Origin of the sequence: Hymenobacter sp. PAMC 26628, assembly GCF_001562275.1 — a bacterium.
Taxonomy (GTDB): Bacteria; Bacteroidota; Bacteroidia; order Cytophagales; family Hymenobacteraceae; genus Hymenobacter.
In genome coordinates, this window is the sequence record NZ_CP014304.1 from 5,030,836 (window position 1) to 5,043,918 (window position 13,083).

Sequence of the window (13,083 nt, forward strand, 5' to 3'; positions counted from 1 at the left end):
CGAGTAACCTCACCCCCGCGCCGGGCCTTTGTACATTCTTTCAACGCATATGCTTCTCAACATCTTCACCGCTGCCCTGCTCTTCGGCCTGGCCGTGCTGCTGGCCTGGCCCCTGGGCTGCTACATGGCCCGCGTGTACGCCGGCGAGCGCACCTGGCTGCACTTTCTTACCCCGCTGGAACGGGGCTTTTACCGCCTCGCCCGCCTCAACCCGGAGCAGGGCATGACCTGGCAGCGGTACACGCTGGCGCTGCTGGGCGTGAACGCCGTGTGGCTGGTCTGGGCCGTGCTGGTGCTGCTGGTGCAGGACAAGCTCCCCTTCTGGAACCCGGACCACATTCCGGCCATGAGCTTCCCGCAGGCCCTGCACACGGGCGTGAGCTTCCTCACCAGCACCAACGCCCAGCACTATTCGGGCGAAACCGGGGCCTCGTACTTCGCTCAGATGGCGGTGTTCACGTTCCTGCAGTTCGTGAGCGCGGGTACCAGCCTGGCCGCTGGCATTGCCGTGGTGCGGGCCCTGGGCGGGCGCGAATCGACCAACGTGGGCAACTTCTACCAGGATTTGGTGCGCTCCTGCGTGCTGATTCTGCTGCCGCTGTGCCTGGTGTTCTCGGTGCTGTTTCTGCTCACGGGCGTGCCGATGACGTTTGAGGGCGCGGCGGCCTACACCTCGCTCGAAGGCGCGGCCGGCACGGTGGCGCGGGGGCCGGTGGCGGCCCTGCTCGCTATCAAAGAGCTGGGCTCGAACGGGGCCGGCTTTTTCGGGCCGAACTGCGCGCACCCGTTCGAAACGCCCAACTTCGCGGCTTTCGCCCTGCACCACGTGGCTGTGCTGCTCACGCCGATGGCCTTCGTGTTTATGCTGGGCTACTACCTGCGGCAGCCGCGGTTTGCGCGCATGGTGTTCGGGGTGATGACGGCCGGACTGCTGCTGCTGTTAGTGCCGGCCGTCGCCGCCGAAATGCACGGCACGCCCTTCCTGAATGCGCTGGGCCTCGACCCGGCGGCGGCCGGCAACCTGGAGGGCAAGGAAATCCGCTTCGGCGTGTTCCATACCGCGTTCTATAATGCCTTCAACATGGCCATTCCGGCTGGTACGCTGGCGGGCGCGCAGGACAGCTTCGCACCCCTGGCCGGGGCCCCGTTCATGCTTCTGATGCAGATTGACGCCTTTTTTGGCGGCCTGGGCACGGGCTTCCTCAATTTCCTCATCTACCTCGTCATCGCCGCCTTCGTGGGCAGCCTGATGGTGGGCCGCACCCCCGAGCTGCTGGGCAAGAAGGTGGAAGCCCGCGAGATGCAGCTGGCCACGCTGGTGGCCGTGGCGCAGCCGGTAGTGGTGCTGGCCTGCACCGCGGTGGCCGCCTGGGTGTATCAGCGCACCCCCGACGCCGCCAACTCGCTGAAGTGGCTCGGTAATCCTGGCAGCCACGGCTTCACGGCCATGCTCTACGAGTTTGTTTCGGCCGCCGCGGGCAACGGCTCGGGCTACGGCTCGCTGGGCAGCAACACCCCGTTCTGGAACCTGGTGCCCTGCCTGGCCATGCTCAGCGGGCGCTTCGTGCCCATCATCGGGGCGCTGGTGCTGGGCGCGGGCCTGCGGGCCAAGCCCTACACGCCGCCAAGCGTGGGCGGCATCCGGCTCGAAAGCTTCACGTTTGCCGTGCTGCTGGTCGTGGTCATCGGCATTCTGGGGGCGCTGCTGTTTTTCCCGGCGCTGGCGCTGGGGCCCCTAGCCGAGTTTTTCGCCAATCGTTAATCCGTTTTACCCTTTCTTTCTGTTACGCTCATGATTCATTTGCTGCGTCCCGTGCTGCTAAGCGGCTTGTTGCTGCTCACGTTTGGCTTTGTGTTTCCGGGGGTGCTGTGGGCCATCGGCCGGCTGGTGCCGGGTACGGCGGCGGGTTCGCCGGTGGTCGTGCGGGGCCGGGTGGTGGGCTTCGAGCGCATCGGCCAGAAGTTCACGCAGGCCCGCTATTTCCACGGGCGCCCCTCGGCCGTGGACTACAACGCGGCCGCCACCGGTGCTTCCAACGCCGGCCCGTCCAACCCCGATTTTCAGGCTGCAGTGCGGGCCCGGCTCGACACCTTGCTGCGTCAAAACCCGGTTCTGCACCGCGGGCAGGTGCCTACGGAGCTGGTCACGGCCTCCGCTTCCGGCATCGACCCCGACCTTTCGCCGGCGGGCGCCTACGCGCAGGTGGCCCGAGTGGCCGCCGCCCGAAAGCTCCCGCCCGCGGAGGTGAAAACACTGGTGGATGCCTTAGTGGAGCAGCCGTGGCTGGGCTTTATGGGACCCGCCCACGTGAACGTGATCCGGCTGAACCTGGCGATGGACGCGCAACGGCCCTAGCGGCCCCGCCGGCCGCTGGCTTCGCCGCCCGCGCCGAGGGCGGCCAGGGTCAGCGGGCCTTCGTCGGCGTAGCTGAGGCGGGCGGTTTGGCCGGCGTCGAGCAGGTCCTGCACCAAGGCGCGGCCGTCGGTGGTGGTGGCCACCACCACGATGGGCCGCGCCGGCAGGGCCGCAAACAGCGCCCGCCGGTCGATTTCGGGCGGCAGCACGGCCGCGTACAGAATCAGCCGCTCGAACACCAGGTGGTTTTCGGCCAGCCAGCCCACGGCCGCCGCCGCGCCGTGCCCGTAGCCGAGCACCGTGACGGGCGTGCCCGCCGGGCAGTGCGCCCGGATGGCGTCGGTGAGGCCGTCGAGGTAGGCGGTCACGTCGGCCAAATCCTCGTCCACCGAATGCGGGGCAAACCACACGCCGAGGGCATCGAAGGACCGGTCGGAGGTTTCGGGGCGGGCGTGGCGCGAGAGGGCTTCGGGCAGAATAAGCAGGCGCTCGGGCGTGTCGAGGTTCACGAGCTGGGCGGCCAGGGCGGCCACGGGCTGGTCGTGCCCGTGCAGGCACACCCACAGGTGCTGGATGCCGGGCCCCTGCTCGCCGAGGCTGTAGTAATGGGCCGTGCGGGGCGTAACAAAGGTGTAAGGCAGCATTATCTTTTAGTGGTCAATGATTAGTGGTCAGTGATAACGATTAGTGCCCGGCTCGTGGCCGGCTCGTGGCCGTCATGCTCATCTGGCGTCCGCGTAGTCGAAGCATCTCTACCGCGCAACTAATTCAATCGTTGTTGTTGCTTGATTACTCTTGGGGTAGGCACGCTTCGACTGCGCTCTGCATGAGGGAACGGCCTTATTTATTCCTTTCTCATTTTCCATCTCTCATTGCTGCTTGCTCAGGCCGCGCTGCAGCCGCGTGGCCAGCGGGCCGATGGTGAGGCCCTGCCCGAGGATGGAAAACACGACCACCACGTAGGTGATACCCACCAGCAGCTCGCGCGGCATGGTGGGCGGCAGGCTCAGGGCCAGCGCCACGGAGATGCCCCCGCGCAGGCCGCCCCAGGTGAGCATGGCCAGGCTGAACTCGGAAAAAGCCCGCCGCCGCCGCAGAAAACTCAGCGGGATGCTCACCGACACGAGCCGGGCCAGCAGCACCAGTGCCACCACGGCCAGCCCTGCCGCCACGTACTGCCCGCTGATGCGCAGTACCAGCATTTCCAGGCCCATGAGCACGAACAGCAGGGCGTTGAGCACCATGTCAATCAGCTCCCAGAACTTGTCCACGTAGTCCTCCGTCTCGTCGGACATGGCCCGGCGGCCCTGCTGGCTGCCCACGATGAGGCCGGCCACGACCATGGCCAGTGGCCCCGACGTATGCAGCCGCGCCGCCAAAGCCGAGCCCCCCGTCACGATGGCCAGCGTGAGCAGCACTTCGACCTTGTAGTTGTTCACGTTACGCAGTAGCCGGAAGCCCGCGTAGCCGAGCAACGCGCCCAGCCCCAGCCCACCCGCCGCCTCGCGCAGCAGCAGGGCCAGGGCCTGAACGGGGTCGAAGGCCGCGGGCCCGGCCACGGCTACCGACAGCACCGTGGCAAACAGCACCACGCCCACCCCGTCGTTGAACAGCGACTCGCCCACGATTTCCGTTTCCAGGGCTTTGGGCAGGCCGGCTTTGGTGAGGATGCCGAGCACGGCCACCGGGTCGGTGGGCGAAATGAGGCTGCCAAACAACAGGCAGTAAATAAAATCGAGCGGCAGCCGGAACAGCGGCAGCACCAAATACAGCCCGCAGGCCACCATCAGGGTTGAAATGAGGGTGCCCAGCGTGGCCAGCAGCACCACCGGCGTGCGCTGCCGCCCCAGGCTGCGCGTGTCGAGCTGCATGGCCCCCGAAAACAGCAGAAAGCTCAGCATGTACTGCATCAGCACGGTATGAAAGTCGATGGTGCGCACCATCTCCACCACCCGTAGCACGGCCGGCACGCCCAGCCGCCCCAACCCCACCAGCCCCAGCGACGAGAGTAAGGTCAGCGCCATCAGCCCGATGGTGGGCGGCAGGCGCAGGAACCGGTGGTTGAGGTAGGCGAAAAAAGCCGCCACCACCAGCAGCAGCGAAAACGTGGAGTACAGCTCCATAAGCAGGTCGGCGGAGTAACTATTTTGCGAGCAGTCCAGCGCCCGAAGCAGGATGCTTGACGGCCCGTTTAAGGCTAGAAATAGGCTTTTTTAAAGCCCTTACACGCCCGGGCGCCCATCCGCATTCGGGGCCGGAGCCGCTGCCGCGCCGGGCCGCCGGTGCACGGTCGTGCGTTCCAGGGCGCCGTCGGTTTCGAGGCGGGGCGTGCCATCGGGGGTTTCGTAGTTTTCCAGCTTTTGGGCCATGTCGTTGAAGGCCGTGGCGACCCCAGCAAATTCCTGGTAGGCGGGCACGGGCAGGCGCTGGCTGTAATCGCCGGCCGCCAAGCGGCGAATGCCGGCGGTGAGCTCTTCCACCGGCTTCGTCACGTAGTCGGGAAACGAGAAGATGAACGAAAATGTAGCCAGGATGCCCAACGCCGCTAGCAAGCCCAGCGTGGTGATGGTGCGGTTGGCAATTTGCCGGGTGCGCTGGCTTTGCTGCTCGATGGCGTGCAGGTTCAGGGCCGCCACGCGGGCCGACTGGCGGCGTAGCTGTTGGTAGGCAACCTGCGCCACCGCCGAAGCCGGGGCCGCTGCCACCAGCTGCCGGAAACCGGTGGCCAGCGAATCGGCCAGCGGCCCCTCCCCGGGCTCGGTAATGTTGCGCTGCTCAGCCATCAGAGACTGCTCAAATGCCAGGCGTGCCCGAGCGGCGGCCGGATTTGCATTAGCACCGGCGCTCAGGCGGGCGTCACGCAGGTCGGCCAACGCGTCGGCCAGCTCCCGGGCATAGGCCACCGAGCGATAGTTGTTGCGCAGCGTAGCCTCAGCGCTGCGCGAAATCTGGTACAGAAAATACGTCCCAACCCCGCTCAGCAGCAGGATTATCAGGAACAGAAAGCCCAGACCGAGCGTGAGCTTGGATTTGATGGTGGCTTGCATGGCAATGAGGGATTAAAGGGTAGAATTAGTAAAGTGAGTAGGGCGTGCTGAGCTTGTCGAAGCAGCTCTACCACTTCGCCGAGCCCGTTGGATTACTTGCGCGGGAGAGCTGCTTCGACAAGCTCAGCACGCCCATTTTTTTGGCGCTACCCGGCCACCGGCAGGGTAAAGTGAAACGTGCTGCCGCTGCCCAGCTCGCTTTCGACCCACAGCCGCCCGCCCTGCGTGGTGATGAACTCGCGGGCAATGCTCAGGCCCAGGCCCGAGCCGCCGCGGTAGCCAGCCTTGTCGGGCAGTTGGGCGAAGCGCTGGAAGATTTTGTCGTGGTGCTCGGCCGCAATGCCCGGCCCGCGGTCCTGCACGCTCACCTGCACGAAGGTACCCGCCACGGCGGCGCGCACGGTTAGGCATTCGCCGCGGGGCGAGTAGCGGATGGCGTTGGCCAGCAGGTTGATGAGCACCCAGGTGGTTTTCTCCACGTCGGCGCGCACGGTGGGCAGGTCCGGGGCTAGTTGCAGGTCAAGGCGCAACTGCTTGTCGTCGAGTTGGGGCTGCACGGTGGCGGTGGCGAAGCCCATTACTTCGGCCAGGGGGGTAGGGCGCACTTCGAGCTGGATGCCCGTGCCGGCATCGAGGCGCGAGACGTCGAGCAGCTCGCCTACCATGCGCTGCAGGCGCTGCGTTTCCTGGCGGATGTGGCCCGTGATGCGCTGCCGCTCGTCGGCGGGCAGGCGCTCGTCCTGCAGCAGCTTGGTGTTGAGGTTGATGCTGGACAGCGGCGTCTTCAACTCGTGCGACACCGTAGCTAGGAAATTCGACTTCACTTGGTCGAGCTTCTTGTAGTCCGATACGTTGCGCAGGGTTAGAATTTGGCCCACGAATTCGTTCTTGTTCAGCGCTTCGTTGAACGAAACCAGCTCCTGCACCGCGAGGCGGTAGTATGCTTCCTCGCCTTGCTGCACAATGCGCAGCAGCGGGGCATCGGCCACGGCCTGCTCGCGGCGAGCCGCCTGCACCTCCAGCGGGCGCAGGATTTCCTGCATTAGGTCGTTTTCCTGCGCCACGGCGGCGGCGGACTGGCCCACGAGCTGCTCCACCGGCCGACTGAGCAGGGCACAGGCCACCGGGTTGGCCAGGATGATGCAGCGGTGCTCATCCAATAACAGCAGGCCTTCATCGAGCCCGCTCACGATGCTGGCCGCCCGGTTGCGCTCGGTTATCAGTTCCGCCAGCGTCGAGCTGCGGTACTCCTGCAGCTGCACCAGCATCTGGTTGAAGGCCCGGGCCACCCGCCCGTATTCGTTGCTGTGCTCAATGGGAATGGTGGCCGTGAAGTTGTTGTCCGTGGCGTGCTCCAGGCTCTGGGTGAGCTTGCGCAGGGGCCCCACGGCGGCTTCGGGCACGCTCAGCACAAACATCAGGCCCAGCAGCAGGCTCATCACCACAAAGGCCACCAGGTAGCGCCCGGCCTGGGTGGCGTTCACGTTGGCCAGCTCGTTTTTGCGGGTCAGGGCGGCGGTGTTCAGGGCCACCATGCGGTAGGTTTGCCGGCGCAGCAGGTCCAGCGTGGGGGCGCGGGCGGCGGCGGGGGCCCCGGCATCGAGCAGGCGCTGGAAATCCGACTGGTTCTGAATCAAGCTGTCCACTAGCTCCTTTTCGCCCGTCTCCGTGATGTTGCCGGCCTCGCGCACTAGGCTTTGGCGGAAGCGCGGTAGGCCCGTGGGCACGTTGGGCGTGGTTTCCATCTGGTCGAGGGCCCGTTGCATCTGCTGGCCCAGCTCCACGGAGTAGAAGTTCTCCTTGAGCACGTCGCGCGAGCCGCGGTCCAGCCGGTGCACGGTGTAGTAGGCGTAGCCGCCCAAGCCCAGCAGCAAAGCCAGCATCGCCACGAAGCCGAGCGTAATAAGGGTTTTTAGGTTCACGTCGGGTTGCGCTCAGCGCTCAATAGGTTACTAAGTAGATGTCGAGGTCGGTGCGGTCCTGCGCCACGGCCCGGAGGAGGTCATTGGTCACCCCGCGTCGGGAGAATTGCTCCCACAACCCTTTTTCGCCCGTGACGCCGCAGACGAGCAGGGTAGCGTTTTTCTCGGCCGCTACCCGCCGGATGGCCCCCACGATGTCGTCGTCCTTCACGCGCAGGATTTGGGCCCCCAGCTCGGTGGCCAGTTGGAGGTTGTTGAGGAGGTGGCGCTGCGCGGCCAGCCCGATGCGGTCGGCGCTCTCGCGGCCGGTTTGCACGTACAGCACGTACCAGGCGGCGGCCCCGAAGCGGTCGGCCAGGCGCGAGGTCTTGCGGATGATTTCCTTGGCCGCCGCGTCGTTGGAGTTGATGCAGGCCAGCAGGCGGTCGTCGTTGCGGCGGCTGGGCAGCACGGAGGGGGCCCCGCCGCCGCTGGTCTCCACCTGGTGGCCCAGCAGCTGGGCCACTTCGCGCACGGCCAGGCGCCGCAGCTGCAGCAGGTTTTCGGCCTGGAAGAAGTTGGCCAGCGCCGTGGGCACCTTGGCCGCGTCGTAAATCTTGCCTTCCTCCAGGCGGGCGCGCAGCTCGCCCACGGTCAGGTCCACGTTCACCACCTCGTCGGCCAGCTTGAGGAGCCGGTCGGGGACGCGCTCGGTCACGTCGGTGCCGGTGATTTTCAGCACCTGGTCGTGCAGGCTTTCCAGGTGCTGCACGTTCACGGCCGTTATCACCGAAATGCCTTTCTGCACCAACTCCTCCACGTCTTGCCAGCGCTTTTCGTGGCGCGAGCCGGGCACGTTGGAGTGGGCCAGCTCGTCCACAATCACCACCTGCGGGCGCTGCTTCTCGATGGCGTCGAGGTCCATCTCGGCCAGGGCCCGGCCCTTGTAGAACACGTGCTTGCGGGGCAGCAGCGGCACGCCGCGCAGCTCGGCCTCGGTGCCGGCGCGGCCGTGGGTTTCCACGTAGCCCAGCAGCACGTGCACGCCGTGCTGGTGCAGCTCGTGCGCCTCTTGCAGCATGCGGAAGGTTTTGCCCACGCCGGCGGCCAGGCCCAGGTAAATCTTGAGCGTGCCGCGCCGCTTGCCCTGCACGAGGCGCAGGAACCGCTCGGCGGAAGAGTCGCGTTGGTCTTGCTCAAGCTCGGTCACGGGGCAGGTTGGCTAGAAGGTTAGGCCAAGCAGCACGGTTACGGCAGCGTTGGTGCGGCGGGGTACCTTATTCAGGGCAAACACTTCGTTGCGGTCCACAAACTGCTTGCCTTCGGCGCGCAGAATCACGCGGGGCACGGGGAAGTAGTCGAAGCCCAGGGAGTAGCCCGCGGTATTGAGGCCGCCCGCGCGGGTGGGGGCCAGTACGCCGGCCGGGTCGTGGAAGTACTCAACGCGGCCCACCACGCCGGCGCGCGCCCACAGGCGGCGGCGCACGATGAGCGAGCCGCCCTGCCAAGCATCGTGCCCGCCCGTATTGTGCGCGCGGGCCTGGATGCCGGCGTCGAAAGCCGCGGCCATTTTCCACTTGGGCGAGGGGTCATACGTCACGTAAAAATCGTGGAAGTAGCGCAGCTGCCGGCCCACCGAATCGGGCTGGTTGTAGCCCTCGCCCACGAAGGTGCTGGAGTTGAGCAGCCATTTCGACGAGGGCCGGAACTGGATTTGGGAGCCCACGGCCTCGTTCTGGTTGCGGTCCCGAATCACCTGCCAGCCGTTCAGCACCAAGGCTGAAAACAGCCACTTCTTGCCCTGGTCATAGGTGAGCTTGGCCCCGGCCTCGTAGTAAGGCGAGTTGTCGGCCATGATGGAGCGCGTCAGCGTGAGGTCATCGCGCGAAATCGGCCCTTCCAGCCCGATGTGCGAGAGGAAGATACCGGCATCCAGCCACAGGTGTTTGGCCAGCTTCACTCCGCCCCAGGCTTCGTAGATGTTCTTGAAAATCTGTGGTTCGGCGGCGTAGTTGGCGTCGGGGTAGGTGCCGGTTTGAATAGCAAAGGTGCCGCGCAGCCGCTCGCTGGTGTAGCGGGCGCCCAGCAGGGCAATGTTGATGGCAATCTGGTTGTGCAGGTTTTCGGAATAGATGAAGCCTGGCCGCGCTAGGCTGGCGGGGTTGTTGAAATCGTAGCCGTAGTATACTCCCACGTAACCAAAAAACACGGGCTTGGGGTCGGCCAAAGCGGTATCGCCAGCCGCTGCGGCGGTGGGCGCGGCCGTGGTAGCGGTGGGCGCAGCGGGCGGGCCAGTAGTGGTCGTGGTGGTCGGGGCCGCTTGGGCGTGGGCGAAGTTCTGGAGCCCAATAAGTCCAAGAAGCTCAGCGGTCAGCATAATGGTTTTCATGGCGGAAAGGTCAATAAGAAACCATAAAACGGCCGGCCCACTTTGGGCCGGCCGTTCATTGAAATTCAGTTCGGGTGTGAAGCCATCAACGGCCACGCAGGCGGTTCACGATTCCTTGCTCTCGACCATAATTCCATGTGGTCATGTTTTAGAATCGGAAGATAGTGGAGAAAATGATGCGGTTTTCGTCCTTCACCAGGTCGGCCACGTAGCCCGTGGGGTCGCCGATGGGCGCGTTCCAGCCGTTGGGCGAGGTCACGCCGCCGTGGCCCGAGAAGTAGGGCACCGAGGTGTGACGCGTCACGTACTCCAAGCCGAAGGTCAGGTAGTCGTTGGGCATGTACTGCACGTTGGCCGAGGCGTCCCAGCCTTTGAACTCGTCGCCGGGATTTTGGGTGAGAATGCCGGTGCCGGTGGGCAGCAGGGCCAGGTAGCGGCCCGGGTTCGAGATAACGCCGCCACCAAACGTGGTGGCGAAGTGCTGCGACTTGCCAAACCAGAAGCGGTTGTAGAACATGGCGCTCAAGAAGTTCTGGGCCGGCTTGGCGGCAGTGCCGTTGAAGCCCGTTACGAGGCCGTCGCCGCCCTCAAAGCCCAGGTCGCCGGTGAGCGAAAAGGCCGCCTTGCTGATGCCGTGGCGGCCGGGGGCGTTGAAGTAGCGAATCACGGCCGAGTTGTCGGTGTGGAAGCGGTAGCGCTTCGAATCCAGGGCCGTGTCGTGGCCGTAGTACGACGAGGCCAGGATGGACACCGACTCCTTGGGGCGCCACTGGAGCTGGAAGCCCACGCCCGGCGACTCGTTGAACATGCCGTAGGTCTGCCAGCCGTTCACGAGCCACAATTCCACTTTCAGCTTATCGGTGGGGAAGAGCTGCACCCGCGAGCCGGTGAAGAACCACGGCGTGTTGTCGGACGTGTAGGAAGGCTGGTAGTTCCAGTTCTCGAAGTTGTTGTAGGAGAGCAGGCCCACGTACGACTTGAAAATACCAAAGTCGACGTTGATGCCGTGCATCTTGTTGATGTGGAAACCGGCGTAGCCCTCGGTCACGAAGCGCAGCGCGGTATAGAGGTCGAACTGGCCCCGCAAGGGCGTGTTGTCGTTGCGCGGAATACCCGTGGCGCGGGTGCCGAATTGCAGGAACAGCTTGGCCCGCGCCCCGGTCTTGGGGTCGTGAAACTCGCCGCCCGTCTCGATGTAGGAGATGTTGAACTCGTTTGAGCGGAACGTGGCCGTCGAGCCCGAGTTGGTGTGGTCAATCGGCCGCGCAAACGAGTAGTTGTAGTTGCAGTCGATGGTGGTGCCGCCGGTGAAGTACTTGCTGTCGAGCAGCGCCTTTTTCTGGCGGTTGGCACCCTGCACCCACGAGAAGTCGCCCCAGGCAAAGGGCTCCGTGTACTTGCCGGTATCGGTTTTGGCCACCGTCAGGTCGTTGGAAATAATGGTGTTGCCACCCTTAGCGGAAGCGGTCAGGCTGTCGCGCAGCTCACGGCGGAGCTGGCTAATGATTTGCTGACGGTCGTCCGGCGAGAGTTGAATGGTGGTTTGGGCGTGGCCCGCGAGGCTGCCCAGCAGCAGCGTAGCGGCTGGTAGGATTTTTTTCATGGTGGTAACTAAAAATTGGTGGGTGGGAGGCGCGGCCGGCCATAGCAGGCATCGGCGCACCAGAGATGAAAAAGTTAGGGGTTAAAAAAGAGTGCGAATAGGGATAAACAGTTGTTTTCAGTAGCTCAGTAAGGGGCGGTTAGCGGCGGCCGAATCGGCGGTGGTTTTGGCCGGTGCCGACGATTGGTTGGTAGCGGGGTTTTGGGCAGTGGCCGTTTCGGTGGTCTGGGCCAGGGCCGAGCCGCTGGCCGCCAGGAATAAAAGCGTAGCTGAAATATTTTTCATGAAATGGGTTGGAGTGGGAATTCCAGGGATTGAGGGTAAAAGCAAAAGGGTAGAAAATCAGGCGCGTATGTGGCCCGGAAAAAGGCGGAGTAAGAAGGGGTTGGTGAAGTATTAAAACCGGATAATCAAGTCCATCGCGCCCATAAACTGGTCGCGGCGGCTGCCGTTGTCATACGGCGTTGCGTCGGCGGCGTAGGCGCGTTCGTAGCGCACCTCGGGCCGGATGCGCACCAGGGAGTTGAAATTGTGAATTAGCCCGAGGGTGTGGCTGGTATAGGTGGTGGCGTAGGAGGTGCGGTTGCCCTGCGGGTCGAGTAGCAGGTCGTTGCGCAGCGACACGTAGTCTTTAGGGCTGAGCTGCACCTGGAAGTAGTTCACGAAGCCCACGGCGTTGGAACGGCCGGGCTGCAGGCTGCCTTCGCCCACGCCGGGGTAGAAGCGCCGGGGCGGGCCGTCGATGGCCGTGCCGCCCACGGCAGCGTCGTACTGCCAGATGTAGTACCCCTCCGTCATGGTATGCACTTTGGGGCTGAAGCGGTGGCCCCAGGTGGCCACCGCCATTTGCAGGTTGTCGTGCCCGGCGCTATACTCACCGCTGCCAATGGAGTTGATGCCAGCGTACACCGAGTTGGCGTTGTTGCGCGACACCCAGCGGAACATGGCCAGCCCGTTGAGATGGGCCGAGTTGCTCCACACGGCCACGTCGTTGCCGCCGTGCAGGCCCAGCTCAATCTGCCAGTATGGGCTCAGCCGGATAGTGGCCTGCGCCCCGCTGAAGGTGTAAGGGTCCACGGCAAACATCAGCGAGTGCGAATACAAGTAGTTGTCGGGGGCCCACTGGGCCTCAATGTCGGCCGGCGAGATGAAGCGTCCCACCTTCAGCAGCAGGCCCTGCGCCACATGGGGCAGGTAGAGCATGGCATACACCTGGGTGGGATCGTAGCCGTAGAGGTTGTTGCGCTGGAGTAGCTGGTCGCTGAAAATGCCCTTGGCGATGGTGTAGCGGTAGTCGATGCCGTAAATATTATCGACCAGAAAGCCCCAGTCCACATGGTCGGTTTGCACGGTATTGGGCTGGCGCTCCAGGCGCAGAATAATCTGGTCAAGCACGACCGTGTTGGGCACGATGTTGTAGGCCGTGGGAGCGTTCGAATCGTGCGAAGTACTCAAATTGCCGCCCACCGAGGCCCAGCCATACACCTTGAAGCGCTTGCCGGCCAGGCCCAGGGCCTTTTGCAGCGGGTAGTCGGGCGCTTCGGCGGGCAGGCCCACCACCGGTGCCCCGTCCCATTCCGTCACCGGAAACGGGCCTGAGAGGGGCGAGGGCAGGCAGCGGCCGTTGCTGCCGTCCACGGTGGGCCGGCCGGCGGGCGCGGGGCGGCGGGCGGTGGTGGTGTCGGCCTGGGCCAGTACCCCGAAAGGCAGGGCCGCGAGGCCCATCAGGCAAATGAGTACACGAGCATTCATGACAAATTCTACATTAAATGGGTTGCGATGAAGGG

11 protein-coding genes are annotated in these 13,083 nt (G+C 64.7%); 2 read left to right on the forward strand and 9 right to left on the reverse strand.

The features are described 5' to 3' along the window. The first annotated feature begins 49 nt into the window (after positions 1-49). Positions 50-1,762, forward strand: a complete 1,713-nt coding sequence (kdpA, locus tag AXW84_RS21825; protein ID WP_068238424.1) for a potassium-transporting ATPase subunit KdpA — start codon at positions 50-52, stop codon at positions 1,760-1,762. Between the two features lie 30 nt (positions 1,763-1,792). After that, complete coding sequence (kdpC, locus tag AXW84_RS21830) at positions 1,793-2,356, forward strand: potassium-transporting ATPase subunit KdpC (RefSeq protein WP_068238426.1); 564 nt, start codon at positions 1,793-1,795, stop codon at positions 2,354-2,356. Here the strand turns inward: kdpC and AXW84_RS21835 are convergent. The 9 genes from AXW84_RS21835 to AXW84_RS21870 form a co-directional block, all read right to left on the reverse strand. Beyond that, the gene (locus AXW84_RS21835) at positions 2,353-3,000 is read right to left on the reverse strand and encodes a hypothetical protein (RefSeq protein ID WP_068238427.1); all 648 of its coding nucleotides are present in this window, start codon (positions 2,998-3,000) and stop codon (positions 2,353-2,355) included. The two genes, kdpC and AXW84_RS21835, sit on opposite strands and share 4 nt — an antisense overlap. Positions 3,001-3,225: 225 nt before the next feature. Continuing rightward, on the reverse strand, positions 3,226-4,479 hold the full coding sequence (locus AXW84_RS21840; protein ID WP_068238429.1) for a cation:proton antiporter: 1,254 nt from the start codon (positions 4,477-4,479) through the stop codon (positions 3,226-3,228). Between the two features lie 99 nt (positions 4,480-4,578). Then, on the reverse strand, positions 4,579-5,403 hold the full coding sequence (locus tag AXW84_RS21845) for a HAMP domain-containing protein (RefSeq protein ID WP_068238431.1): 825 nt from the start codon (positions 5,401-5,403) through the stop codon (positions 4,579-4,581). Positions 5,404-5,549: 146 nt separating this feature from the next. Further along, entirely contained in the window at positions 5,550-7,325 is a 1,776-nt protein-coding gene (locus tag AXW84_RS21850) for a sensor histidine kinase (protein WP_068238432.1), read from the reverse strand. A gap of 19 nt (positions 7,326-7,344) precedes the next feature. Further along, entirely contained in the window at positions 7,345-8,514 is a 1,170-nt protein-coding gene (locus AXW84_RS21855; protein WP_068238433.1) for a histidine kinase, read from the reverse strand. Between the two features lie 12 nt (positions 8,515-8,526). Further along, positions 8,527-9,693 (reverse strand): porin, encoded by a 1,167-nt coding sequence (locus AXW84_RS21860; RefSeq protein WP_068238435.1) that lies wholly within the window; start codon positions 9,691-9,693, stop codon positions 8,527-8,529. 148 nt (positions 9,694-9,841) lie between these two features. Then, positions 9,842-11,296: an outer membrane beta-barrel protein gene (locus AXW84_RS21865; protein ID WP_068238437.1), complete on the reverse strand. Its 1,455-nt coding sequence runs from the start codon at positions 11,294-11,296 to the stop codon at positions 9,842-9,844. 117 nt (positions 11,297-11,413) lie between these two features. Further along, on the reverse strand, positions 11,414-11,581 hold the full coding sequence (locus tag AXW84_RS25280; RefSeq protein WP_157887182.1) for a hypothetical protein: 168 nt from the start codon (positions 11,579-11,581) through the stop codon (positions 11,414-11,416). A 111-nt stretch (positions 11,582-11,692) separates the two neighbouring features. After that, on the reverse strand, positions 11,693-13,048 hold the full coding sequence (locus AXW84_RS21870; protein ID WP_082774045.1) for an outer membrane beta-barrel protein: 1,356 nt from the start codon (positions 13,046-13,048) through the stop codon (positions 11,693-11,695). Positions 13,049-13,083 lie beyond the last annotated feature (35 nt).

Bases quoted from the DNA above. Each gene is read 5' to 3' on its own strand.
- kdpA (WP_068238424.1), top strand. From the start codon at position 50: ATGCTTCTCAACATCTTCACCGCTGCCCTGCTCTTCGGCCTGGCCGTG.
- kdpC (WP_068238426.1), top strand. From the start codon at position 1,793: ATGATTCATTTGCTGCGTCCCGTGCTGCTAAGCGGCTTGTTGCTGCTC.
- AXW84_RS21835 (WP_068238427.1), bottom strand. From the start codon at position 3,000: ATGCTGCCTTACACCTTTGTTACGCCCCGCACGGCCCATTACTACAGC.
- AXW84_RS21840 (WP_068238429.1), bottom strand. From the start codon at position 4,479: ATGGAGCTGTACTCCACGTTTTCGCTGCTGCTGGTGGTGGCGGCTTTT.
- AXW84_RS21845 (WP_068238431.1), bottom strand. From the start codon at position 5,403: ATGCAAGCCACCATCAAATCCAAGCTCACGCTCGGTCTGGGCTTTCTG.
- AXW84_RS21860 (WP_068238435.1), bottom strand. From the start codon at position 9,693: ATGAAAACCATTATGCTGACCGCTGAGCTTCTTGGACTTATTGGGCTC.
- AXW84_RS21865 (WP_068238437.1), bottom strand. From the start codon at position 11,296: ATGAAAAAAATCCTACCAGCCGCTACGCTGCTGCTGGGCAGCCTCGCG.
- AXW84_RS25280 (WP_157887182.1), bottom strand. From the start codon at position 11,581: ATGAAAAATATTTCAGCTACGCTTTTATTCCTGGCGGCCAGCGGCTCG.
- AXW84_RS21870 (WP_082774045.1), bottom strand. From the start codon at position 13,048: ATGAATGCTCGTGTACTCATTTGCCTGATGGGCCTCGCGGCCCTGCCT.